Genomic DNA, 24750 nt, shown 5'->3' on the forward strand with positions numbered 1-24750 from the left:
AAGACAGTGGCTTGGGGATTTATTATTGGGTGCAGGAAGCTGATTTTGCAGGGTGAGAAATTATGAATGTCTATGCTTTATGGAGTTTGACGTTTTTGGTAATAGTGTCTGGGGGGGTGTCGAATGCTAATGCCGAATGTGTGAGTAAAAATGTAAGTCTTCCAAGTGTTAACTTGAAGTTTCAAGGAGCAAGCGTATATCCCGCGATGATATCCAGTACTTGGCATGAGGCGTTTATAGATGGTGCATTGGATTGCGTGTCGAGAAGCGGGGTTAGGTATTTTTATACTATTGGTTCGCTCTGGTCAGTCAGCAGAACTTACAGCTTTGAGGGCGCGAGCTACGGTGTCTACGAGACTGCTAATCCTGCAGTTGGAATGATTTTAGCGGCTGCAGAGCCTGGTGGAGGTTTTGTGGTTGTTGGGAGTTCTAGAACTACCGTATTTAGTGTAATGGGCGTGGGAGCGGATGGAGCCGCAAGGAGCGCCGCTATATATCGATATCGATATATAGCTCTGAACAAACTACCCTCGGGAGTTGTTGGTCTGTCTGGGAAAAATGTGACGGATATTAGCGCATCCCATGACCTGATGGATTTCAAAAGTGTTTTGTCCAGTGCTGCCAGTTCCATTTCTGTAAATAATCTTTCATGCAGCCTCAGTGTCCCGGCAGCGGTAAAGCTGACTAAAGCTACCGTTTCATCATTATCTTCGACGGGGGCGAGTAGGGTGGTGGGTAACTTTCAGCTAAGGGTGCGGTGCGGTACCTCATACCTTCCCTATAAGGTGCTTTACTCAATGTCCGACATTAACTCACCTGGCAACACCTCTTCGATCCTCAAGATTTCCAGCCAATCGGGGGCTGCCTCGGGGGTAGGGCTGCAAATTCTAGATGCGGGCGTACCTATAAGCTTTGGGCCTGCATTCGCGCCAGGAACTTTTAGGGGAAAGTTTGGAGATATGGGCGTTCAAGGTGGTGATCTTGCCAGGCAGCTAAGTGTTAACTATGTTCGTAGCGGTGGAGCGGTCAAGCCTGGGGTGGTGAGTGCGGGCATCAGCGTTACCCTCTCTTATGACTGAAGTTTAAAACTAAATAAGTCTGACTTTGTCGAGCGTAAATTAAGGGCTTTTGCTAAAGTCGGCATCGCAGTAAATAGATACCGTGTTGGCATGCCGCAATAGCGCAATGCTGTAAGTGCGGAAAATCAGGAGCAACTAAGCAATGGGCAATATAGTCATAGTCGACGATCACCCGCTGATGCGCATGGCCGTGCGGGTCATGCTCGAAGGTGAGGGGCACACCATCATGGCGGAAGTCGATAACGGCGTGGATGCCCTAGAGATCATCCGCAAGTTGCTGCCTGACCTGATCGTCCTCGACCTGAGCATCCCCAAGATGGATGGCCTGGCGGTGATCGCCCGGCTTACCGCCATCGGCATTTCCACCAAGGTGTTGATCCTGACTTCCGGTGATGCGCGTAATTTTGCCATGCGCTCGCTGCAGGCGGGTGCCGCTGGTTTTGTCTGCAAGGACGACAGCCTGGATGAGTTGGCCGGCGCGGTGAAGGCGGTGCTGGCCGGCTACAGCTATTTCCCGGCCAACACCATTCATATGCTGCGCGACAACTCCCAGGCGGCAACCGAGGAAAGCCTCAAGCTGGCGCAATTGTCCGATCGGGAAATCACCGTGCTCAAGCTGCTGGCCCGTGGCCTGGGCAACCAGGATATCGCCCAGCAACTGATGATCAGCCACAAGACGGTCAGTACCTACAAGGTGCGTTTGCAACGGAAGTTGAGCGTGGAAAACCTGATTGCGATGGTGGAGCTTGCCAAGCGTAACGATCTGGTTTGAGCTTGCACGAAGCAAAAGGCCGGAGGGTTGAATCTCCGGTCTTTGTGCATCCGCACTTCAGCCGGTCTGGGCGAAGGTCTTTTTGATCCGTAGCAGTTCTTCCTCCACCTCGGCGGCGCTGGCTGCCAGAGCTTTCAGGTTGTGCTCCGCACAGGCTTGTTCCAAGGCCTTGCACAGCTGTGTCAGGTGGGCGTTGCGCAGAATGGCCGCTCCGCCGCGCATGCGATGAGACAGGTGCACCAACTCCTCGATATTCAGTTCCTCGCGCAGTCGGCGCAACTCTTCGAGGTCGCGCCGATTACTCTTGAGCAGTTCGACCCGCAGTTGCTCCTGCAGCTTTGGATTACCCATGCTCAGTTTGCTCAGTGAGTCGATCCCCCCGGTACGTTCGCGAGGGCTTTCCTCGACGGGCACCGGGCTTGCGCTTACACCCATGGCGACCAAGGTGCACAGGCGCTCTTCCAGGGTGTCGAGGCTCACGGGCTTGATCAGGCAGTCACGCATGCCTGCATTGATGCAACGTTCGATTTCCTCTTGCTGGGCATCGGCGGTCAAGCCGACGATCAGCGTGCGCTCGCGCTGCTGCTGGTGCTCTTCCTGACGGATGGCCAGGGTCAGTTCGACACCGTTCATCAGTGGCATGTGGTAGTCGGTGAGCAGCAGGTCAAAAGTGCTTTGTCGCCATAGTTGCAAGGCTTGCAGCCCGTTTTCAGCTTCCACGGCCTGGCAGCCGAGAAACTCCAGTTGGGCCCTCAGCATCTGCCGATTGAGGGTGTTGTCATCCGCGACCAAGACCCGGGCGCAGCGTTGAGCGGGACGTTGTGACGGGGGGAGGGGCGCTGCCTGGGTCGGGGGTAGCGGTTCGAGGACTTTCAGGCGCAGGGTGACTGTGATTGTGGTGCCCCGTCCCGGGGTACTGTGCATGTCCAGGGCCCCGCCCATCATCTCGCACAGCGAGCGTGAGACCACCAGCCCCAGGCCGCTGCCATTCTGTCCGCCGAAGGCGGGCTGGGCCACCTGGGCAAACGGCCGAAACAGCGATTGGCGATCCTCTTCCGAAATGCCGCGGCCGCTGTCCTGAACCTGCAACTGCAGGTTGAGCGTCTGTTCGGCATCGATTCGGCTGGCGATGCGAATGCTCACCTGGCCTTGATCGGTGAACTTGATCGCATTGCTCACCAGATTCGACAGCACCTGCTTGAAACGCATGGGGTCGATCAGTACGTCGCAGGTGGCGCCGGCATCCATTTCCAGCAACAGGTTGAGATTCTTCTGCCGTGCCAGGCCCTCGAACACTCGAACCACCGGTTCCACCAGCTCCTTGAGGCGCGAGCGCCGTGGAAAAAAGCTCAAGTGTCCGGATTCTATACGCACGATATCCAGGGTGTTGCCTAGCAGCTCCAGCAGGTTCTTCGCTGAGCTGTAGGCGATATCGATATGGTAGCGATCCAGCACGCCTTGGTCGGCGCGTTTCAAGGCCAGCTCCAGGGTGCCGATCACCGCACTCATGGGCGTGCGTATTTCATGGCTGATAGTGGCCAGGAACTGGGTCTTGGCCTGGTTCGCTTCCTCGGCCAGGTCCTTGGCCTCTTGCAGGTCCTGGACCAGCCGCTGGTGTTCGGAAATATCCTGCCAGCCGCAGATCACTCCCTTGATGTTGCCCGAGGAGTCGCGAAACGGCTGGATCCAGTGTTCGATGCATAGACGGGTGCCGGCAACGAAGATTTGATACTGGCGCTCGATGGTGACACCGCTCTCCATCGCCTGCAGGTAGCTGTTGTGCAGGGCCAGAGCCACTTCGAAGTGCTCGATGGGCATTTCCAGGGCGGTCTTGCCCAGCACATCCGCCTGGCGCAGGTTCATCACCTGCTCATAGCGCCGGCTGCAGGACAGCAGGCGGCCTTTGCGATCGCGCACATAAATGGGGATGGGCATGGAGTCGTCGAGCGCTAGCTGGAACTGCAACTGATCGTTGAGGGCTTTCTCGGCCGCCAGACGCCGGTGAATTTGCCGGCGCAGCTGGAAGATCCGAATCATGCACACCAGCATCATCACTAGGGCGCAGCCGACGATCTCCAGGATCACCCGCCCGTAGTCGCGCCAGCTCTGGCCGCTCATGGCGGCGTTGGCCCGCCAGCGCAGGGTGATGGCATTGAGCTCGTCCGGGGCAATGCTGAGGATTGCCTTGTCCAGCAGCGACTGCAGTTCGGTATCGCCACGGCGCATGGCAAAGCTGGCGGTGGCGGCTTCGCCGTCGAGAATGGTGGCGATCCGCAATTTCTTTTCATACAGGCGAGCGGTGTAGTAGCGGGCCATGGACAGGGCCATGACCGCTGCGTCCGCCTGGCCTTCGACCACCATGCTCATCGCTTGCAGATTGTTGTCCGGGCGCAGCAGGTGGATCGCCGGATAGTCCCGGGCAATGCTGGCGCTCAGCACATGACCCCGGGCAATCGCCAGGCGCTTGCCGGCCAGTGCGCTCAAGCTCGACAGCTCCGGCCGGCCTTCGGCGGTGACCAGCACGAAGGAGCTGGTGGCAAAGGGATGAGTGAAGCGGAACGTCTCCTGGCGTTCGGCACTGGGGGTGAGCACCGCCAGGTCGGTTTCGCCATCGCGCAAGGCCTGCTGGATGCCCTGGAAACTCGAGGTGCGCTGCACTTCGAAACGCAGGCCGGTGCGCTGGGTGATGATCTCGAACAGATCGGAGATCACCCCATTGAAGCGCCCGTCGGCATCGAAGAATGCGGACGGCGCCATGTCGTCGTTGATCATCAGCCGGGCCACGGGGTGCTTGTGCAGCCAGCGCTGTTCCTCGCTGCTGAGGCTGACCCGGTCTTCGGGCATGACAATGCCGCCGCCGGTCCAGCGCTTGACGATAAAGCTCATGCGCAAGCGGCCGAAGGACTCCAGGGTACGGTTGAGGATGTGCAGCAGCTGTGGGTCATCGCGACGCAAGAGAAAACCGTAGCCGGCGGACTGCAGGTCGATGAAGCCGGCGAACTTCAGGTAGTTGAAGAAACTGTGGTTGATCAGGTAGTGAGCGCTCAGCGAGTCGCCCATGTAGCCGTCGGCGCCCTGAAAGGCCACGGCGGCCATGGCTTGGGCGGCGTTGCTGTAGCTGAGGATCCGTGCCTCGGGGTAGCGCGCGCGAAACAAGGCTGCCGGCAGGTAGTCCTGGACCACGGCGATGGTCATTCCCCGCAGGTCTTCGGGCCAGGTGCGCTCATCGCCCTGGCGTCGATACAGCGACGGGGCGTTTTCCGCGTAGGGCAGGCTCAGGACGGTGGCCGGGTCGCGTTGCTGGTAGTCGCTGGTGCGGCTGATCAGGTCGATCTGGCCGGCCTGCAGCGCGCGCTGGGCATCCTGGGCATCGTTGAACCCGAGCACCTGGATGTCGATGTTCAGTTGTTGTTTCAGCAAGGCCACCACATCGGCGCTGATGCCTTCGTAGTCGCCGTTGCTGTAGATGATGTCCATGGGCAGGGCGGATGTCCCGGCAACGCCGAGCACCAGCCGGCGCTTTTCCCGCAGCCAGGCCCAGTCTTCGGGCGCCAGTTGCAGTTTCTGCGGCTCGCTGGTCAATTGGCTGGTGAGGTGCAGGTCACCGGGAACCGGTGTGGCGCTGACTGGCGCGCAGCTCAACAGGGTGCACAGGCCGAGCACGCTGAAGGTGATCAAGAACTTGCTGGTGAACATGGAACGACTACCTGGCAGAGGGCGCTGGCAAGGCGAAGCACGGGGGCGGCTGGGCGCGCAAGCAGCGGGGTGTCGAGCCTGGGCTCAGGCCGAGAATGAAGGGCGCCGCAGGCTGGCGTTGTGCAGGCAATAGCTGATGAAGTGCGCTTCAGGCATGGGGCGGGCGATGGCGAACCCTTGCACCAGCGTGCAGCCCAGGGCTTTGAGCTGCTGCAGCTGCGCGGGAGTTTCCACCCCTTCGACCACCAACGACAGCCCTAGGGTACTGGCCAGGCGCACGGTGTTTTCCACCACGGCGCGGCACGCGGGGTTGGCCTCCAGCTTGCGCACGAATGAGCCGTCCAGCTTCAACTGGTTGAACGGCAAGTCGCAGAGCCGCTCCAGCGAGGAGAAGCCGGTACCGAAGTCGTCCATGGACAGGCCGCAGCCCGCGAGCCTGAGTTGCAACAGGTTTCTCAGGCTGATGGTCGGCAGGTGGATCGAACCGGTTTCGGTGATCTCGAACATGATGTGGGTGGGTGGGCATCGATATTCGCTCAGCCAAGTACTGATGAGTGTCGAGAAACGTGGGCAGCTCAATTGTTCGGGCTGTAGGTTGAATGCCAGCTCCACAGGCATTGAGAGTGCCGACAGGGACTGGTTCAAGCGTAATCCCTGCTCGAAAATCTGACTAAAAAGTGCGGGCAGCAAGTTGTCTTGGAACACGCCGGGGAGAAACATCCCTGGTGCCAGAAGGCCCCGTTGCGGATGATCCCACCGGGCCAGGACTTCGGCCCCGGCTAGCGAGCCGTTGAGCAGTGACAGCTTGGGTTGGTAATACGCAATGAACTCACGGCGATGAAGCCCGTTGCGGATTTCCTCGATGCTGGGAGCAAGCGGGCTGCCGATTTCCGGCAACACGCTGCTGTCTCGCGTCGTAGTAGGTGGGGATTCGTGGCCAAAGAAATTAATGCGGCTCAGGCTGGAGTTTTTCATGGTGCTCGACGTTGCAATACGATCTACCTACAGTGGCGCGGCTTGGGCAGACTGTCAGTCGGCGGTTTCGATGGTTCTGGTAGGAAACGTCCTACTTCAGCTAAAAGGGCGTGCCAGGTTCGGCAGCGTTGGGCGTGATGCCGATGACCAGCATGCGCAGGCGATATTTTTTACGGTGAGTTTTCTTGGGAGCAGCAGATGCAGCGAGCAACAGGTTTTTTCAGTCCGGTCTTTCATGAGCTATAAGCACTCGCGGGTACGGCGCCTGGAAAAGGTCTCGTTACGGCTGCACTTTGCGCTGGTGGTCAGCTTTCTACTCCTGGTGTTCTTTGTCATTAGCGGTTATTGGGCCACGTACAAGGTCCTGCGTGGCGAGATGGTCAAGGTCAACTACCACTTCCTGCGGCTGGTGGCCCGGGCCAACGACCATGAAACCTTTCTGCTGCGGGTGATCAAGGCCAGCGGTTCCGATCAGTACAAGCCCGACATGAACTATTCGGGTTATATCTTCACTGAAATGCCTCTAGGTGATGTTCGGGTTTACGAAGGCCTGGCCTCCCAGTTCGTGACCAAGGTCTCGGTGGTCCTGCCCGAAGGCACCAGGCAACTGGGCCCCGGGGTGATCAACCGGCAATTGGGGTTGGCCCGTGGGCTGGCCAATGTCTACAGCGATTTCTGGAGCGGCTCGTCCTTTACCGCGCCGCAAATGTTTGTGTTTGATCTGGACCGTCACTTCGATATTGCGATCCCCTGGATCGAGACGCAGCCACAGTCACCAGACACTCCTCAGCCGGTCTTGCTACCGGTATTGAGCAAGGTCAAGGAAAGCATCCTGCGCAATCCACCCCAAAGCAGCGATCTGATCGTGCATTGGGCCCCCAGTGAGTCGTTCCTGATGGATGGGCGTCGGGAGCTGTTGGCCTATATTTCCGATCAGGCCTCGGATGCCTATCGGGTGAGGGGGGGCGAGTCGCGGGAGGTGGTGGCCGCCACCTTGTTGGAACTCAATGAGTTCAACGCCTTCGGCGAGCGCATCGACAAGCAGTTTTTCCCCAAGCCCGACTTTGAGTCCATTGATCTGCTGGCCCCTGATGGCACCTTGTTGGTGGGGGCGGCGGACAGTGATATCCGTGACTACGAAAACGGCCTGCACCTGACGACTTCGGGGTTGTTGATCAAGCGCAGCGCCGGTATCCAGGGCACTTGGCAGGCGCTGTATCGGATCAGTTATGCAGGGCTGCGAGAGGAAGCGTTGTGGCCGCTGTTGAGTCTCGTCGGGCTCTTCATGAGCGGTATTTCCGGCGGCTGGTGGTTGATCAGCTGGTATCGGCGACGCATCGTGGTGCCGGCCGGCAGCGACTACCGGGACCTGCTGGTCACCCACGATTTCAACCGGTCGATCCTGCAGACCGTGCCCCTGGCCCTGTGTGTGGTTCGCGGCGCCGGGCTGGAGCCGGTGACCCAAAACAGCCTGTACAGCGAGTGGCTGGGCAACGCCTGGGACCTGCAGTCGTTGATGAGCCAGTGGTGGATGTTCGACCAGGACCGGCCGGTGTCCGGCGAGGGCTGTCTGGTGGTGGGCCAGCGTTCACTGCATGTGCGTTTCGCGCCCACCGAGTACCAGGGCGAAAGCGTGCTGCTGTGCACCTTCAACGACATCACCTCGCACCGCGAAGCGGCGGCGTCGCTGATCATGGCCAGGGATGCAGCGGACGCGGCCAATGCGCAGAAGAGCAACTTCGTCGCCACCGTCAGCCATGAAATCCGCACGCCCTTGTATGGCGCCCTGGGCACCCTTGAGCTGTTGGCCATGACCGAGCTTAACGAGCGGCAACGGGCCTATCTGGACACCATCGACAACTCCTCGACGCTGTTGCTGCATCTGCTCAGCGACATCCTCGACATGTCCAAGATCGAAGCCGGTCAACTGGTGCTGGAGTCGGTCAGGTTCAGTCCACGGGAGCTGCTGGAAGACACCCTGCGCGGTTTCTCCGCCATGGCGGCGAGCAAGGGGCTTAGCCTCTATGGCTGCGTCGATGTCGGGGTGCCTGCATGGGTGCAGGGCGACAGCCTGCGGATCCGCCAGATCATCGGCAACCTGCTGAGCAATGCCATCAAGTTCACCCAGAGCGGGCAGGTGGCGGTCTACCTCACGCTGGAACGGCGTTCCCGGCAACAGGTGCTGCTGCGTTGGCGGGTGGTCGACAGCGGGCCCGGCATTCCGGTGCCGGTGCAGGCGCGCCTGTTCGAGCGTTTCTACCAGCCCGACAACGGGCAACACAGCGTCAGGGGCACCGGCCTGGGCCTGCCCATCTGCGCCAGCCTCAGTCAGATGCTGGGTGGCAGCCTGACCTTCAGCAGCGAGCCGGGGCAGGGCAGCGAGTTTGTCTTCGAGCTGGATCTGGAACTGCCGACGTCTGTGAGCGGCGTGGAGCGCGAGTGGGATTTCCGTGGCAAAAGCGTGCTGCTGCGGGCGCCCTTTACCGACTTGGGCGACAGCCTCGGCGCCTGGCTCGAACACTGGGGCGCTCAGGTGTGCCTGTCCCTGGAAGACTCGCCCAGGCCCCCGGACGCGATCCTGGAGCTGCTGCCCGAAGCCTTGCCCGGTCTGGACTGGGGCGGCATCAAGGTTTTTGCCCAAGGTGATTTCAGCCTGGCGCCGCAGGTCATCGGCAAGGACATCCTGGTCAACCTGCACAGCCTGTCCGGTATTTTCCAGGCCCTGGACATGGCCCTGAGCGGTGATATCCACGAGCCTGTGGTCACGGCTGCCGCGCCGCAACGGCACCTGGGCCTGCGGGTATTGCTGGCCGAGGACAGCCCGGTGAACCAGGCCCTGATGAAGGAACAACTGCAGGCCATCGGTTGCCAGGTGGATGTGGCGGCCAATGGCGTCGAGGGCCTGCGCTACCTGGACCAGCAGGCGTATGACTTGATCCTCAGCGACGTCAACATGCCGCTCATGGACGGCTATGCCTTCGCCGAGCAGGTGCGCCAACGCAACCTTGAGCTGCCGATCATCGGCGTCACCGCCAACGCGTTGCGCGAGGAAGGAGAGCATTGCATCCGCGTCGGCATGAACAGCTGGCTGACCAAGCCGATCGATCTCCAGGGCCTGTACCTGTGCCTCAAGGGGGTGATGGACAGCGTCACCGCCACGGCCGCGCCGGCCCCCGACAGCCACGGTGTGGCGGACGATCCGCTGCAGGTGCCCGAGCGCATGCTGGAGCTGTTTCTCACGACCATCGGCCAGGACCTCGATGCCCTCAAGGCGGCGCTCCCGGGTGGCGATGCCGGCCAGGTCGCGGATTTGCTGCACCGCATCCGTGGGGCCCTGGCGGTGGCCAAGGCCAAGCGCCTGATCGTCGCCTGCCGCGAGCTGGAGACGGCGGTGCGCCACGGCGGGCAGGTCGGCGACGTGCCGGGGCTCGGCGCGTTTGTCGAGCGCATCGAGCGGGCCATCAGCGCTCTCTAGAGCGTGGTCCTGACGCCGGGCGGGCCGGTTAACCTGTCCGGGGTAACGCATGAGGGTGATCGTCAGCGGCCCTGGCGGTTCCTACACTTCGAGCCCCTGAATGATCGAATGTGGAGACTGCACCCATGCGTTTACGCGACCTTGGCATCACCCTGGGCTCCGGTACCCCCGGCATCTACAACGCCATCACCGATGTGCCGGGCGTGCGTGTCGGCCATTACACCCTGAGCCAGCAGCGCGCCGAAGGCGCGATTCACACTGGGGTTACCGTGATCGAGCCGCGGGCCGGTTCGGCCCACTTGCAACCCTGCTTTGCCGGGGTCCATGTGCTCAATGGCAATGGCGATGCCACCGGCCTGGAATGGATCCGCGAAGCCGGCCTGCTGGCCTCGCCGATTGCCTACACCAACACCCACAGCGTTGGCGTGGTCCGCGACGCGCTGGTGGCGGCCGAGCGCGAAATGGCCAAGCGGCACACCTACTGGTGCATGCCGGTGGTGCTGGAAACCTACGACGGCGTGCTCAGCGACATCTGGGGCCAGCACGTGACCGCCGAGCATGTGGCGGCGGCCCTGAGCGAGGCGCGCTCGGGGCCCGTGGCCGAGGGCAATGTCGGCGGCGGCACCGGGATGATCTGCCACGAATTCAAGGGCGGCATCGGTACCGCATCGCGGGTGCTGAGTGGGGAGCAGGGCGGCTGGACCGTCGGCGCCCTGGTGCAGGCCAACTACGGCGTGCGCGAGGAGCTGCGGGTGGCGGGTTACCCGGTGGGCCGGGTGCTGGACGATGTGGCGTCGCCGTTCAAGGGCGCGAGCAATGTCGGCGAGCCGGGCATGGGCTCGATCGTCATCACCATCGCCACCGATGCGCCCTTGCTGCCACACCAGTGCACCCGCCTGGCGCAACGGGCCAGCGTCGGCCTGGCCCGGGTCGGCGGCGGCACCGAAGACTCCAGCGGCGATATCTTCCTGGCCTTCTCGGTGGGCAACAGCAACCTGCCGGTGGCCAACCACGGTCATCCGGGCGCGCCCACCACGGCTCTGCAGATGATCAACAACGACTACATTTCGGCGCTGTTCCTGGCCGCGGCGGATGCGGTGGAGGAGGCGATCCTCAACGCCATGCTGGCGGCCCGCGATCTGGCCGGCTGTGGCAGCCAGGCCCTGGCCCTGAAGCCCGAGCGCTTGCTGGCGGCCATGCAACAGGTGGGCTGGCGCCCGCCCGTGGGTTGAGCCCGCGGCCGCCACGGCGGTCATCGCCACGCCTGCCGTTCAACGCCTGAATAAACGCCTGCTGCCCTTGAGGGAGCGGGCGTTTTTTTTGGTTCACTCGCTCGTGTAGGAATCATCCTACAAATGCCGAAGGTTTATCTGCCTCGGTAAGTGGAAACCGCAGATTGTTGCCGGTCAGCACCTTTAAGGAAAATTACCCAACTCTTTAACAGAAGAGTTTTTCTGGTAATCAAGTGCATAACCATAGGGAAGCATATGTCCGTATATCTGAAGAACGTTTTGGCCGCATCGGTCGTTGGCCTGTTGGCCAACTCGGCCATGGCTGCTGACGGAACTATCAACTTCACCGGCGAAATCAGTGCGGCCTCCTGCAGCGCAACCGCGGGTGCGGGTACTAGCATCGCTGGCGAAAAGGGCAAGCAGAACATCAATGTCAGCCTAGGCAAGATCAGTATGGACTCATTGACCGGCGCGGCCGGTGGCAACATCGTGGGTGGTTCAGCGATCAATGTGAACCTGGATTGCGGTAATACCGCGGCCGGTCTCACCACGGTTCGTGTGCAGTTCGACCCTATGTCGGGTTCTGGCGTGGATCTTAAAAACAACAAATTGCTGAAGACCACTGGTACTGCGAAGGGGGTCGGCATCGGCATCTACAACTCCAGTAATGAGGCGATCAATCTGGCCGCGAACGAGTTTGTCAATGCTCCGCTGGTCAAGGTCGGCGAGGCGGAAGCTACCAAATACAGCGCCAATCTCAATATGCGCGCAGCTTATGTCGCCAATGGTGACCCTATTACTCCCGGGACCGCCAACGGCACCCTGCCGTTCACTCTGACCTACGAATAAGCGCTCCATATAGAGAAGCATTTCGATGCTTCTCTAATCATTCTTAAAACAGGTACTTCTAAGATGATCCTGAAATCCAGATATCTGCTGGCGGGCCTTGCTTTGCTCTCGGCCAGCGTTGCCAATGCTGGTATTACGCTTGGTGGTACCCGATTGATTTACGTGGAAAAGAGCAAGGAAGCTTCGATCCTGATCAAGAACGATGGCGCCCAAGACATCATGATTCAGTCTTGGTTGGACCCGGAGAGTGGTGATAAAGATGAAGATGTGCCTTTTGCCCTGACGCCGGCTTTAAGTCGCCTGGCAGGTAATAAACAACAGACTTTACGGGTGTTTTACTTCGGTAAGGGGTTGCCAGCTGATAAAGAGTCGGTGTTTTGGCTTAGTGTCCAGGAAATTCCGCAAAAGGCTGAGGGCAATACATTGCAAATAGCCCTGCGTCAGCGGATCAAGTTATTTTTTCGTCCGGCCAATCTTGTCGGAAGTCCTCAAGATGCAATTAGCGGCTTGAAGTGGCAGACATTGGTTGAACGAGACCAGTTCTATCTGCAGGTAACTAATAACTCACCTTACTTTGTTTCTTTCGGGGAGGCGAAGGTGGTCATTGGCGGAAAGAGCTATCCATTGATCAGTGACATGCTTGCGCCAAACAGCACCAGTAAGTTTCTCGCCCGTGGCGCACCATCATCATTAACCCCCGGTGTCATGACGGTGGAGTTTTTCAATATCAATGATTACGGTGCGCCGGTTAATAACAAAGTTTCGATCTCTGGCTGAATCTGAACTGTTTGCATGCTATTGCCACTTTTCAAGTATGGCAGGCGGTGTTGTTTATGGAGCGAGGCGTGTATATGGCAGGGAGAAAGAGTGGTCTGAAAATTGTTGGCTATGTTAGTGGGTCTTGTGCTGCTGCTTTCGGTGTTATGTTTCCTCAAAGTGCATTTTCGCTGGAGTTCAATGAAGCCTTCTTGAACAAGCGCGGTGCCGCGGTGGAGTTGAAGTACTTCGAACAGGGCAACAACATCGCTCCGGGTACTTACAACGTCGACATCTATCTCAACCAAGTGTTGATGAGTCGCCAGCAAGTGGAGTTCAGCGCGGTCGGCGACTCGGCCGGCGTGCATCCGAAACTCTACCTGGGCGTGCTGAAGGCGATGGGGGTCAACATCGCCAAGCTCATGCAGGAGCAACTGATCGCTGCCGACAGCGATGACCAGAGCGTCATCGACCTGCCCGCCAGCCTGCCCGATGCCTCGGTCGAATTCGATGTCAATGCCCTGGCGTTGCAGCTCAGCGTGCCCCAGGCCTACGTTCAGCGCACCAGCCGCGGCTACGTCGACCCGTCGCTGTGGGACCAGGGCATCACCGCCTTCTACACCAACTATCAGACCAACTTCAGCCGCAACATCAGCCAGGGCTACCGCAGCGACTACCGCTATGTGGGCCTGCGCAACGGGCTGAACATCGGCGCTTGGCGCCTGCGCAACGAGTCGTCGGTCTCCGGAAGCAGCGGCAGCGGCAACAAGTTCACCAGCAACCGCAGCTACCTGGAGCGCGACATTACCGGCCTCAAGGGCCGCCTGGCGGCGGGCGAGCTGTACACCCAGGGCGAGATTTTCGACAGCGTGCGCTTTCGTGGCGCGCAGTTGAGTTCCGACCTGGCCATGCTCCCGGACGACGAAGTGGGCTACGCCCCGGTGGTGCGCGGCATCGCCGAAAGCAACGCGACGGTGGAGATCAGCCAGAACGGCTATGTCATCTACTCCACCAGCGTTTCGCCAGGCGCTTTCGAGATCGACGACATCTATCCCGGTGGCTCCAACGGTGACCTGAAGGTCAAGATCATCGAGGCCGACGGCCGCGAACGCGAGTTTTCCCAGGCCTACTCCTACCTGCCGGTGATGACCCGCCGCGGCAGCCTGCGCTACAGCCTGGCGGCCGGCCAGTACAGCAACCAGGAGGGCGCGACGCCGGCCTTCTCCCAGGGCACCCTGGTGTACGGCATGAGCAATAACTTCACCGGTTACGGCGGGGGGCTCAGCGCCAGTGGCTACAAGGCGCTGAACCTGGGGCTGGGCATCAACTCGCCCTGGGGCGGCCTGTCGTTCGACGTGACCCAGAGCGACTCGCAAAGCAAAAGCGGCACCCGTGCCCGTGGCCAGAGTGCGCGCTTTCTGTACTCCAAGACCCTCAATTCCACCGACACCACCTTCACCATGGTCGGCTATCGCTACTCCACCGAAGGCTATCGAACCTTCAGCCAGCATGTGGACGAGCAGGATGTGCTGGCCGGCCCGAGTTACGGCCGGCAGAAGAGCCGCTTCGACATGAACGTCAACCAGTCGCTGGCCGGGCGCGGGTCGCTGTTCCTGAGCCTGGGCGAAACCAGCTACTGGAACCGCCAGGGCAAAACCCGGCGCTGGCAGTTCGGCTACAACGGCAGCTATCGCGATGCCAGCTACAGCTTCGCGCTCGCCCATACCGAAGGCCAGGGCATGAGCCAGAAGGCCGAGAACCAACTGACGGCCTCCATCAGCATCCCCTTTGGCGGCGGTAGCCGTTCGCACCGGGCCTATTCCAGCGTCACCTCTTCCAGCACCGGCGACGCCTCGTTTCAAAGCGGCGTGTCGGGCAGCCTGGACGAGCAGAACAACCTCGGCTACTCGCTCCAGGCCGGGCACAGCAAGCGTGGCGGAAGCTCTGCCGATGCCGGCCTGAACTGGGACACACCGGTCGCCAAGGTCAGCGGCAACTATGGGCAAGGGCAGAGCAGCCGGCATATGGACCTCGGCGCCTCGGGCTCGATCGTGGTGCATGGCGGCGGCGTGACCCTGGGCCAGCCGGTGGGCGAGACTTTCGCCCTGGTCGAAGTGCCGGGCACCGAGGGCGTCGGGGTCGACTCCTCGTCATCGGTGCGCACCGACAGCCGCGGTTTTGCCGTGGTGCCCTATACCCAGCCTTATCGCTACAACTGGATCAACCTGGATTCCAGCACCCTGGGCAGCAACCGGGAGACCGAGGAGAGTTCGCAGCGCGTGGTGCCGACCCGTGGCGCCATCAGTAAAAGCCGCTTCGCCGTGGCCTCGGGGCGCCGCCTGCAACTGACCGTGAAAACCGCGAAGGGCCAGGGCATTCCGTTTGGTGCCCAGGCCTTCGACCCGCAGGGCGCCCCGGTGGGCGTGGTCGACAACCGCTCCCGCTTGCTGATTTTTTCCAGTGATGACAAGGGCAGCGTTGATATTCGCTGGGGCGGCGATAGTTGCCGGGTCCGTTATGACTTGCCGGCCGCGGTGAAAGATGTGGTGTATGAGCAGTTTGATGTGAGTTGTGAAAAGGTTTGAAGGCTCTGGGTTGCCTAATAAATGGTTTTCTCTTTTTTTATATTTATATTGTCTGCAGCTATCTAAGGTTTTGGCGTGCCGTGAGTGATGTGGAAGGATGTTTTATTTTAAGAATCTTATATAAGAATGCTTGGTTTCTCGTGTAGCCAATATGTGCTCTTGCATGTTCATCTTAGGGTGTTGCGACAGGCTCCAATACCACTCCAGCACACATGGCACCTAAGGCGAGTCAAGGTTATAACTTCGCGAGCGTATCTTGAGCGCTCTGTAAAATGCTATGCAGTAATAGGCCTATTGATCGTAGTGATAGATCAAATAGATCGTGATATTCCACAACATAAAATGAGCGTGCTGGACTCTGAGCAGCTCAGGGGTGATTGGAGGACAGGATATTTTTGATGGTTTATCGGGATATCTAGTGTGAGGTGGGAAGGGTTGATTGTCTGTGTTGTTTTTTTTTACTTACTTGGGCGCCCCCCTTAATTCCTATAAAAGCTTGTCGGGAGATGGGTTCATAGGAAAAGGTGTGTCCTGGGTATGATTTAAAACTGAAGTTTTTAACTAGGTTTTGGAGGTGAAGTTGATTAGAAGTGTAGGTGGAAGCATATTGCTTTTTCTATGGGCGATAAAGGCATTCGCTTTTGTATGCGATAATTCAACTGCTGGAAGTGGTGTCACTGTATCTCTTCCAAATTTAATTAATTACACCGGTGGGCGAGAACAGGGAGAGCTGATTTCAGATGAATGGCATTCAGCAATAAATGCAGATGTTATTCATTGTCGGCTGGAGAGTGGAGACGGGGCAGGTGCAGATGTAAAAATCTATGCTGAGCCGGCTATCAGCTTCTCCGGTCGGACTGTTGTTCATAATGGTGTTCCGTATGATGTCTTCAGTACTAATACTACCGGCATAGGTGTAATTGCAGAGGCTTCTGTCAATGGTAATTATATTCCGCTGGTAAATAACAAGGTTTTGTTGCTGAGGGAGGTGAGGGTAACAAGTAAGGAGTGCAATTTTGGTATGCGAGTACGAGTTAAATTAGTCGCTTTAACTAAGCTCCCGCCAGGCTTGCTGAGTTTTGTGGGTGTTCCTGCTATCGTAACGCAGTGGGTAGGGCCTGCCACTGCTAAACAGGCATCTATTTCAGCCTCTACAACTTCAACGTCCATTCAAGTAAAAAACACTTCCTGCAAACTGGATGTACCAAGTAGTGTTAAGCTGCCGCGCGTCGATACATCTTTGATGCGCTCGATATCGGATACGGCAGGAGATACTCCTTTTACTCTATCAGCAAGCTGTGATGGGGGTTACATAGACTACAAGGTCAGCTATACGATGACAGATGTTAACTCCATTGCGAACGTAACATCGAATTTAGTATTGGAAAACTTTCCCGGTTCTGCGACTGGTGTTTCATTGCAGGTGATCGATAATGGTATTCCTGTGCTCTTCGGGCCTTCCGATTCTCTGGCAAGTAGAAGAGAACTTGGAATACGGGAAGTATTATAGTTGAATCGATGGTTGTCAGGTATGTTCGTGTTTCTGCAGGCATTACGCCGGGAGTAGCAAGAGCAGGAACTACAATAACGCTGTCTTATCAGTAGTTTACTTTCTCTGACGAGCTTGTTTGGAGGAGAGCTCAGCAGTCTTTTAACTTGTAGGTCGGGTTTTATTAGAAAGGGACGTTGAATAATTCGCTAGCTTTTGGGGGCATTAATATTGTTATAACCGTACCGGCGCCGTGACGCCGGGGAAGGTCAACGCCGGAGTCAGCGTTACCTTGTCTTACGATTGAGGCGCTTGCGGCTTTTCCTGCCTAGCCGTGCTCGCCACCTTCCTGGGCCTGCAGGAACAGGGCGAACAGCTCGGACTGGGACTTGATCCCCAGCTTGCTGTACAGGTGCTTGCGGTGCACCTTGACCGTCTCGGCGGAAATCGCCAGCTTGCGCGCGATCTCCTTGTTCGAGCAGCCGCTGAGCAGCAGTTGAACCACTTCCATTTCCCGCGCCGAAAGCGCCGTCGCTGAGTGCGAGGCGGCCTGCTCCAGGCGGCTCTGCCAGCGGGGCGCGGTTTGTGGCGCATCTGCCGAGTTGTGCTCGAACGGCAAGCGCTGGCGCATCAGCGCCGCGACCCACGGCCGGATCAGCCCCAGCAGGGCGGTCTGCTCGGGGCTGAAGCGGCACTGGCTGCCCAGGGACAGGCTGAGGCTGCGCTGGCCATCGAGCTGGACGTTGATGTGCACCTCGTCGGCCACCACGTTCAGGCGGAAATAGCGCTGGTAGTAATCGGTCTGTTCGAAGCATTCCGGGGCCACGTCCTCCAGGCGGAACAGGCCGCTGCAGAGTGTCTCCCGATTGTGGATGTAGAACGGGTCCAGCAGGTACAGGCCCTTGAGGTAGTCCTGGAACAGGGCGTCCGGCTCGCCGTCCGCCGCCGCGGACTCGGCCAGGACCTGGGGCCGGCCAGGGCTGAAGATCAGCACCACCCAGTTGTCCACCGGCACGTAGTGGCTAAGTAGGCGTACCAGCGCGCTCCAGAAATGCTCCTGGTCCAGGGTCTCGATCAAGCGGCCCACGGCATCGTGCCAGGCCACGTCCTGCAAGGTCAGGCGTGTTTCACTACCCATAGTGGGGTACCCCATCGAAGTGATTCTGTGCCGCGTGGCGGCGCTCCATACTCTGTGCGTCCCCGGCGCCTGCAGCGGCGATCGGGGCACCTCCAACGCGTGCAAGGATCAACGATGAAGATCGAACTGGTGCAACTGGCTGGCCGTGACGGCGACAGCGTTTATAACCTGGGGCGGGTGCTCGAAGCCATTACAACCTGTGCCGAGGACACCGACCTGCTGGTGTTTCCGGAAACCTGCCTGACCGGGTTCGTCGGCGCCGAACAATTGTCGCTCTGCGCCGAACCCCTCGACGGGCCGAGCGTGCAGGCGGTGCTGCAGGTGGTGCGCCAGCGCAAGGTGGCGGTGGTCATCGGCCTGGCGGAAAGTGCCGAAGGCCAGTACTACAACAGCTCGTTGCTGCTGACCCCCGACGGCATCGCGCTGCATTACCGCAAGACCCATCTGTGGCCCTCGGAGCGCGGCGATTTTCGCCCGGGCGACCGCTATGCCACGGTGCTGTGGAAAGGCCTGCGGGTCGGCATTCTGATCTGCTATGACATCGAGCTGCCTGAAAGCGCCCGGGTCCTGGCGCAACTGGGGGCCGAACTGATCATCGTCACCAACGGCAACATGGACCCTTACGGCCCGGTGCACCGCACCGCGATCATGGCCCGGGCCCAGGAAAACCAGCTGTTCGCGGTCATGGTCAACCGGGTGGGCGAGGGCGACGACGGGCTGGTGTTCGCCGGCGGCAGCGCCGCCGTCGATCCGTTCGGCCAGGTGCTGTTCGAGGCCGGGCGCGATGAGTGCCGGCAGGTGGTCAGCCTCGATCCGCAGCAACTCCAGGCCGCCCGCCGCGATTACCACTACCTCAGCGACCGCCGCTTGCTGTTGCACGGCGAGCGGATCGACCACCCGGACGGTCGCCGCGAGCTGTTGATTCCCTGATTGACCTTCACCGCTCTGATTCCTGCCACAACAATCCCAATATCAGCAGGCGCGGTGCCGGTCCCCAAGGGCCGGAAACTGGCGCTGTGGAGTATCCCGATGACAAGCATGCGCTGCGCCCGATGGGCCTTGGCCTCGATGTTCAGCTTCAGCCTGGCGTGCGCCGCCAGCGCCGAACCCCAGGTGCACATCTACAACTGGTACGACTTCATCGCCCCGGACACCACCAAGGACTTCCAGGCGCAAACCTCGATCGTTCCGACCTACGACGTGTTCGACAACAGCGATGTCATGCAGAGCAAACTCATGGCCGGGCGCAGCGGCTACGACGTGGTGGTCGCCACCGGCGACCTGCTGCCGAACTTGATCAAGGCCGGGGTGCTCAAGGAACTGGACCGCAACCAGTTGCCCCACTGGTCCCACCTGGACCCGCAGATACTGGCCAAGGTCCAGGGCAACGACCCGGGCAACCGCTACGCCGTGCCTTACCTGTGGGGCACCACCGGCATCGGCTATGACGCCGACAAGGTCAAGGCGATCCTCGGGGCCGATGCCCCTGTGGATTCCTGGGACCTGATCTTCAAGGAAGACAACCTGGCCAAGCTCAGCCAGTGCGGCGTGGCCATGCTCGATGCCCCCGGCGAGGTCATTCCCATTGCCTTGCACTACCTGGGCCTGCCCTACAACAGCCAGAACCCGGAGGACTATCGCAAGGCCGAGGCGCTGTTGCTGAAGTTGCGCCCCCATGTGCGCTACTTCGATTCCTCGAAGTTCATCACCGACCTGGCCAACGGCAATATCTGCGTGGTGCTGGGCTGGGCCGGCGGCGTGCTGGACGCCAGGACCGCCTCGGAAGCGGCCGGCAATGGCCGCCGTATCGAATACCGCATCCCTCGGGAAGGCGCGCCGATCTGGGTGGAGAGCCTGGTGCTGCTCAACGATGCGCCCAATCCGCAGCAGGGGCTGCAGTTCATCGACTACATGCTGCGCCCGGCGGTGATCGCCCAGACCACCAACTACCTGAAGTACCCCAATGGCAACCTGGCCGCCAAGGCGCTGATCGAGCAGAAGATTCGCGACAACCCCAGCGTATACCCGAGCCAGGCGGTGCTCGACACCTTGTTCCCGCTGGAGCCCTTGCCGTTGAAACTGGAGCGGATCCGTACCCGGGTCTGGAGCAAGGTCAAGAGCGGCAGCTAGTGGCGAGCGGCAACGCCGGGGCTGGCGGTCATTGCCGTGGCGTGCCAGCCGCCTCCCAGCGCCTTGTAGAGCGCGACCACATTGACGTAGGACGCGGTATCCGCCTGGGCCAGTGCATCCTCGGTTTGCAGGCGGCGGCGTTGGGCCTGCAGTGCCAGCAGATAAGGCGCCGCGCCCGCTTCATAGCGCACCTGGGCCAGGCTGGCGGCCCGGGCGCTAAGCCTGGCAGCCTGCAGCAGGTCGCCCAATTGCTGTTGCGACTGGCTGTAGGTGGTCAGTGCCCCTTCGGTTTCTGCCACGGCTTGCAGCACCACTTGCTCGTAATGGGCCTGGGCACCTTGCTGGCGGGCCTGGGCCTGACGTTGCCGGGCCTTGACGCTGGCCAGGTGCAGGGCCGGCCAGCTGACGCCGGGCATGATACTGAAGGCGCGACTGGCGTCAGTCCCCAGGTCGGCGCCCCTGATGGCGACGAAACCGAGGAAGCCCCCGAGGTCCACTCGGGGATACAGCTCGGCGGTCACCGCGCCGATATCGGCGGTGGAGGCGGCGAAGTGACGCTCGGCACTGGCAACATCGGGACGCTGGCGCAACAGGTCGCCCAGGTCGCCAATCGGCAGGCGAGTGACCAGGGGCGCGAGGGTGGATGGCCGGTTCAGTGCCTGCAGTTCGTTGGGCCGCGCGGCCACTAGCACCGCCAGGCGATAGCGGGCCAGTTGGCAACGGGTTTCCAGAGGCGGCAGGGCCGCTTGTTGGTGTGCCTGCTCAGCCTCTGCGCTGGCCAGCTCATCGGCGGCGCCACGTCCGGCCATGACCTTGGCCGCCACTACGTGCACCATGGTTTTCTGGTTTTCCAGGGCTGCTCGGGCCACGTCCAGTTGGCGCTGCGCTCCGCGCATTTCGAAGTAATTACGTGCCACCTCGGCGGCCACCACGATCCGCGCTTGCGCCAGGTCCGCTTGCGCCGCCTCGCCCCGGGCGGCAGCAGCCTGGGACAAGCGCTGCAGCCGGCCAAACAGATCGATTTCCCACTGTGCATCGAGTCCTGCCCGGTAGTTTCTGGCCAGGTTGCGCTCACCGGCAGGCCCCGGGTTGTCCTGAGCCAGACTGCGGCTGTAACCGGCCTCGGCGGTGACCGTAGGCAAACGGTCGAGCTGACGTTGATCAAGCTCGGCGCGGGCCTCCAGCAACCGGGCCTGGGCCTGGTGGATATCCCGATTGCGGGTCAGGGCCTGCTCGATCAACTGGTCCAGTTGCGGGTCCTGGAATTGGCGCCACCAGTCCCGCTGCAGTTGTTCGCTGGCGTAGAGCGCGGGGTCCAGGGGCTGGGACAGTTCAAGCGGTGCTTCGACCCGGGGCTGATAATCCGGGCCCACGGTGCAACCGACCAGCCCGGTCAAGAGCAGCAGCCCGCAAAGGGGAGGCAATGCATGAATCAGGGTGTAACGCATGGTGTGCTCCTTAACCCCGAGGGGTCATGACTGAGGTCGCGGCATCGATGGAGGCCAGTTCACGAGCCCGTGGGGTGTTGGCCGCCGTGCGATGGTCCACGGCAATGATCGAGTACATGGTGGGCAGCACCAGCAAGGTGAACAGGGTGCCCACCAGCATGCCCACCACGATCACCAGCCCCAGGTCATGGCGGCTATGCGCTCCGGCGCCACTGGCGAACAGCAGTGGAATCAGCCCGGCAACCATGGCGGCGGTGGTCATCAGAATCGGTCGCAGGCGCATCTTCGCCGAGTGCAGAATCGCTGCGCGTCGATCAAGCCCGTCCTTGGCTTGCAGCTCGTTGGCGAACTCCACCATGAGAATCCCGTGCTTGCTGATGAGCCCCACCAGGGTGACCAGGCCGATCTGGGTGTAGATGTTGATCGTGGCCATACCCAGCGCCAGGGGAATCAGGGCCCCGCACATGGACAGTGGCACGCTGATCAGGATGATCAGCGGGTCGCGCAGGCTCTCGTATTGAGCGGCGAGCACCAAGTAGATGACGATGATCGCGAACACAAAGGCCAAGATCAGCGCGGAGCCTTCCTGGTGGTATTGACGGGCGTCCGACAGCCAGTCGTAGGTGAAGCCCGGTGGCAGGTCGCGTGCTTGTCGTTCAAGAAATGCCACCGCATCGCCCATTGCGACCCCGGGGTTCGGGATGGCCTGGAAGATGGCTGAGTTGAGCTGGTCGAACTGAGTCAACTGGTTGGGTTCGACCCCGGTGGAGAGGGTCACCAGGTTCGCCAGCGACACCTGGCCACCGCTGGCACTGGTGACATAGAACCGTCCCAGGGCCTCGGCAGACAGGCGCTCATTGCGCAGGCTCTGGGGAATCACATCGTAGGAGCGGCCCTGCAGGCCAAAACGGTTGACGTAGTTTTCACCCACCAGTACCGCCAGGGTGTCGCCGATATCCTTCATCGTGACCCCAAGGCTGTTGGCCTTGGCCCGGTCGATGTCGATCCGGATCACCGAATTGTTGTAGTCCAGGTCACTGTCCACCACCATGAACAGGCCGCTTTTACGGGCGGCATCTTTCAGCTCCTGCATGGCCTCATAGACGATCCTGTAGTCGCCAGCGCTCTTGATCACCATCTGCACCGGCAGCCCGCCGGTGGAGCCGGGCAGGGAGGGCAACTGGAAGGCGAAGATGTTGCTGCCCTCGATGTCATTGGCGCGATTCTGCATGTCGACCTGGATCTGGTCGGCGCTGCGCTGACGCTGTTCCCAGTCAACAAAGTTGACCCCGCCAATGCTGTTGGAGACGCCATTGATGCCGTTGATCAGCCACAGATTGCTTTGCTCGGGCAAGGTCGCCATGACCTGATTCCACTTGTCACCGAACTTCTCCACGTAGTCGATGTTGGCGTTCTGCGGAGACTTGATGGCCGTCAGCACTGTGGATTGGTCCTCCACCGGCGCCAGTTCACTCCGAGCCTGGCTGTACAGCAGTGGCACGCTTATCAGTACCACCAGAGCGACCGTGCAGGTGACCCAGCGGTGCTGCAGGGATACATCCAGCACCCGGCCATAGGCCGAGCCCAGGCGCGCGAAGAAGGTTTCGGCGCGGCGCGCCATCCAGCCCTCGTTCATCTGGCTGTCCAGCAGGAACGAACTCATGACCGGGGATAGCGTCAGGGCGATGATCCCCGAGACCACCACGGAGCCGGCGAGGGTGAAGGCAAACTCCTTGAACAGAGAGCCGGTCAGGCCACCCATGAGGCCGATGGGCGCGTAGACCGCGGCCAGGGTCAGGGTCATCGCGATCACCGGCGCGGCCACCTCGCGGGCACCCACCAGGGCGGCGACGGCAGGGGACTTGCCTTCTTCGATATGCCGGTGGACGTTTTCCACCACGATGATCGCGTCATCCACCACCAGGCCGATAGCCAGCACCATGGCCAACAGGGTCAAGAGGTTGATGCTGAAGCCGAACAGGGCCATGAAGGCGGCGGCACCGAGCATGGACAAGGGGATGGTGATCACCGGAATGATCACCGCCCGCGCCGATCCCAGGCTGAGAAAGATCACCAGTACCACAATCACTATGGCTTCGATCAGGGTGCCGGAGACTTCGTCGATCGAGGCGCTGATAAAGCGTGCCAGTTCGAAGGGCACCGCCACCTTGACATCCGGTGGCAGGTTCTGGCGGATTCCCGGCAGCAGTTCGTTGAGTTTTTTGACGATCACCAGCGGGTTGGCGTTGGGCGCGGCGTTCAGGCCGAAATACACCGCCTTGACGCCATCCATGATGGCGCTGGTGTCGGTGGCCGCCGCCCCCAGCTCAACGGTGGCGATGTCGTCGAGGCGCACCAGCCCGGCCGGGGTGCTCTTGACCACCAGTTGGCGAAACTCGGAGACATTCACCAGGTCCGTGTTGATCTGGATATCGGACACGACATACAGGCCCTTGGCCTGGCCCGGCGCGGCTTGCACGTTGTTGTTGCGCAGGGCCTGGGCCACGTCTGCGGCGGACACTCCGCGAGCGGCCAGGCGTCTGGCATCGAGCCAGATGCGCATGGCCATTTTTTGCCCGCCATTGAGGTCGATGCTGCCCACGCCCTCGATGGACGACAGCTGTGGCTGTACCACCCGCGTCACGTAGTCGGACAAGGCCGCGGTGGACAGGGTCGAGCTGGAAAAGCCGACATAGGCCACCGCGGTGGCCTCGCCGGAGGACTTGACGATCACCGGGTCGTAAGCTTCGGCGGGAAGCCGGTACTTGACCTCGTTGACCTTGGCCATGACCTGGGTCATGGCCTTGTTGGAGTCGGCATTGAGCTTCATCCGAACGGCAATCACGCTGCGGCCCTGGGTCGAGGTGGAGGTCATGTAGTCGACGTCCTCCACCGTGGCCACGGATTGGGCGATGGCCTGGGTGACAAAGCCTTGCATCAACTGCGGCGAAGCGCCGGGATACTGGGTGGTGATGGTCAGCGTCGAGCTTTCGGTCAGTGGATATTGGCGAATCGGCAGCTGGTTCAGCGCCAGTAGCCCCAGCAACAGAATCAGGGTGCTGACCACCAGCGCCAGCACTGGGCGGCGGACAAACAAATCAGTGAAGGTCATGATCGAATCCTTGG

Annotated in this window: 15 protein-coding genes; 10 read left to right on the forward strand and 5 right to left on the reverse strand. The window is 60.5% G+C overall.

Features of this window, described 5'->3' with window-relative positions; genetic code table 11:
• Positions 1–62 precede the first annotated feature (62 nt).
• Together LXM55_RS00060 and LXM55_RS00065 are read left to right on the forward strand one after the other, a co-directional pair.
• Positions 63–1079 carry a fimbrial protein gene (locus tag LXM55_RS00060; protein WP_233317446.1) on the forward strand — a complete coding sequence of 339 codons (1017 nt, stop codon included), beginning with the start codon at positions 63–65 and terminating at the stop codon, positions 1077–1079.
• A gap of 142 nt (positions 1080–1221) precedes the next feature.
• Positions 1222–1851: a response regulator transcription factor gene (locus tag LXM55_RS00065; RefSeq protein ID WP_233317448.1), complete on the forward strand. Its 630-nt coding sequence runs from the start codon at positions 1222–1224 to the stop codon at positions 1849–1851.
• A 57-nt stretch (positions 1852–1908) separates the two neighbouring features.
• Here LXM55_RS00065 and LXM55_RS00070 read toward each other — a convergent pair whose 3' ends face one another.
• Positions 1909–5547 (reverse strand): transporter substrate-binding domain-containing protein, encoded by a 3639-nt coding sequence (locus LXM55_RS00070; protein WP_233317449.1) that lies wholly within the window; start codon positions 5545–5547, stop codon positions 1909–1911.
• An 84-nt stretch (positions 5548–5631) separates the two neighbouring features.
• Positions 5632–6522, reverse strand: coding sequence for an EAL domain-containing protein (locus LXM55_RS00075; RefSeq protein ID WP_233317451.1), 891 nt, complete (start codon positions 6520–6522; stop codon positions 5632–5634).
• A gap of 235 nt (positions 6523–6757) precedes the next feature.
• Here LXM55_RS00075 and LXM55_RS00080 point away from each other — a divergent pair, with 235 nt between their 5' ends.
• The 6 genes from LXM55_RS00080 to LXM55_RS00105 all read left to right on the forward strand — a co-directional run bounded on the left by LXM55_RS00080 (position 6758) and on the right by LXM55_RS00105 (position 16929).
• Positions 6758–9997, forward strand: coding sequence for a hybrid sensor histidine kinase/response regulator (locus tag LXM55_RS00080; protein ID WP_233317453.1), 3240 nt, complete (start codon positions 6758–6760; stop codon positions 9995–9997).
• 125 nt (positions 9998–10122) lie between these two features.
• Positions 10123–11229, forward strand: a complete 1107-nt coding sequence (locus tag LXM55_RS00085; protein ID WP_233317455.1) for a DmpA family aminopeptidase — start codon at positions 10123–10125, stop codon at positions 11227–11229.
• Positions 11230–11484: 255 nt separating this feature from the next.
• Positions 11485–12078, forward strand: coding sequence for a fimbrial protein (locus LXM55_RS00090; protein ID WP_233317457.1), 594 nt, complete (start codon positions 11485–11487; stop codon positions 12076–12078).
• Positions 12079–12141: 63 nt separating this feature from the next.
• Positions 12142–12855 carry a fimbrial biogenesis chaperone gene (locus LXM55_RS00095; protein WP_233317459.1) on the forward strand — a complete coding sequence of 238 codons (714 nt, stop codon included), beginning with the start codon at positions 12142–12144 and terminating at the stop codon, positions 12853–12855.
• A gap of 74 nt (positions 12856–12929) precedes the next feature.
• Entirely contained in the window at positions 12930–15419 is a 2490-nt protein-coding gene (locus LXM55_RS00100) for a fimbria/pilus outer membrane usher protein (RefSeq protein ID WP_442799719.1), read from the forward strand.
• A 574-nt stretch (positions 15420–15993) separates the two neighbouring features.
• Positions 15994–16929, forward strand: a complete 936-nt coding sequence (locus tag LXM55_RS00105) for a fimbrial protein (RefSeq protein WP_233317462.1) — start codon at positions 15994–15996, stop codon at positions 16927–16929.
• A 307-nt stretch (positions 16930–17236) separates the two neighbouring features.
• On the opposite strand, the gene LXM55_RS00110 is transcribed toward LXM55_RS00105, so the two are convergent.
• Positions 17237–18046 (reverse strand): helix-turn-helix transcriptional regulator, encoded by an 810-nt coding sequence (locus LXM55_RS00110; RefSeq protein WP_233317464.1) that lies wholly within the window; start codon positions 18044–18046, stop codon positions 17237–17239.
• Between the two features lie 114 nt (positions 18047–18160).
• Here LXM55_RS00110 and LXM55_RS00115 point away from each other — a divergent pair, with 114 nt between their 5' ends.
• On the forward strand, positions 18161–18976 hold the full coding sequence (locus LXM55_RS00115; protein ID WP_233317466.1) for a carbon-nitrogen hydrolase family protein: 816 nt from the start codon (positions 18161–18163) through the stop codon (positions 18974–18976).
• A gap of 108 nt (positions 18977–19084) precedes the next feature.
• On the forward strand, positions 19085–20176 hold the full coding sequence (locus tag LXM55_RS00120; RefSeq protein WP_442799728.1) for a polyamine ABC transporter substrate-binding protein: 1092 nt from the start codon (positions 19085–19087) through the stop codon (positions 20174–20176).
• Here the strand turns inward: LXM55_RS00120 and LXM55_RS00125 are convergent.
• Together LXM55_RS00125 and LXM55_RS00130 are read right to left on the reverse strand one after the other, a co-directional pair.
• The gene (locus LXM55_RS00125) at positions 20173–21624 is read right to left on the reverse strand and encodes an efflux transporter outer membrane subunit (RefSeq protein WP_233317468.1); all 1452 of its coding nucleotides are present in this window, start codon (positions 21622–21624) and stop codon (positions 20173–20175) included. The two genes, LXM55_RS00120 and LXM55_RS00125, sit on opposite strands and share 4 nt — an antisense overlap.
• Before the next feature lie 10 nt (positions 21625–21634).
• On the reverse strand, positions 21635–24736 hold the full coding sequence (locus LXM55_RS00130) for a MexW/MexI family multidrug efflux RND transporter permease subunit (protein WP_233317469.1): 3102 nt from the start codon (positions 24734–24736) through the stop codon (positions 21635–21637).
• Positions 24737–24750 lie beyond the last annotated feature (14 nt).

It is taken from the genome of Pseudomonas sp. Au-Pse12 (assembly GCF_021341665.1).
GTDB lineage: Bacteria > Pseudomonadota > Gammaproteobacteria > Pseudomonadales > Pseudomonadaceae > Aquipseudomonas.

Bases quoted from the DNA above. Each gene is read 5' to 3' on its own strand.
- LXM55_RS00060 (WP_233317446.1), top strand. From the start codon at position 63: ATGAATGTCTATGCTTTATGGAGTTTGACGTTTTTGGTAATAGTGTCT.
- LXM55_RS00065 (WP_233317448.1), top strand. From the start codon at position 1,222: ATGGGCAATATAGTCATAGTCGACGATCACCCGCTGATGCGCATGGCC.
- LXM55_RS00070 (WP_233317449.1), bottom strand. From the start codon at position 5,547: ATGTTCACCAGCAAGTTCTTGATCACCTTCAGCGTGCTCGGCCTGTGC.
- LXM55_RS00075 (WP_233317451.1), bottom strand. From the start codon at position 6,522: ATGAAAAACTCCAGCCTGAGCCGCATTAATTTCTTTGGCCACGAATCC.
- LXM55_RS00080 (WP_233317453.1), top strand. From the start codon at position 6,758: ATGAGCTATAAGCACTCGCGGGTACGGCGCCTGGAAAAGGTCTCGTTA.
- LXM55_RS00085 (WP_233317455.1), top strand. From the start codon at position 10,123: ATGCGTTTACGCGACCTTGGCATCACCCTGGGCTCCGGTACCCCCGGC.
- LXM55_RS00090 (WP_233317457.1), top strand. From the start codon at position 11,485: ATGTCCGTATATCTGAAGAACGTTTTGGCCGCATCGGTCGTTGGCCTG.
- LXM55_RS00095 (WP_233317459.1), top strand. From the start codon at position 12,142: ATGATCCTGAAATCCAGATATCTGCTGGCGGGCCTTGCTTTGCTCTCG.
- LXM55_RS00100 (WP_442799719.1), top strand. From the start codon at position 12,930: ATGGCAGGGAGAAAGAGTGGTCTGAAAATTGTTGGCTATGTTAGTGGG.
- LXM55_RS00110 (WP_233317464.1), bottom strand. From the start codon at position 18,046: ATGGGTAGTGAAACACGCCTGACCTTGCAGGACGTGGCCTGGCACGAT.
- LXM55_RS00115 (WP_233317466.1), top strand. From the start codon at position 18,161: ATGAAGATCGAACTGGTGCAACTGGCTGGCCGTGACGGCGACAGCGTT.
- LXM55_RS00120 (WP_442799728.1), top strand. From the start codon at position 19,085: ATGCGCTGCGCCCGATGGGCCTTGGCCTCGATGTTCAGCTTCAGCCTG.
- LXM55_RS00125 (WP_233317468.1), bottom strand. From the start codon at position 21,624: ATGCGTTACACCCTGATTCATGCATTGCCTCCCCTTTGCGGGCTGCTG.
- LXM55_RS00130 (WP_233317469.1), bottom strand. From the start codon at position 24,736: ATGACCTTCACTGATTTGTTTGTCCGCCGCCCAGTGCTGGCGCTGGTG.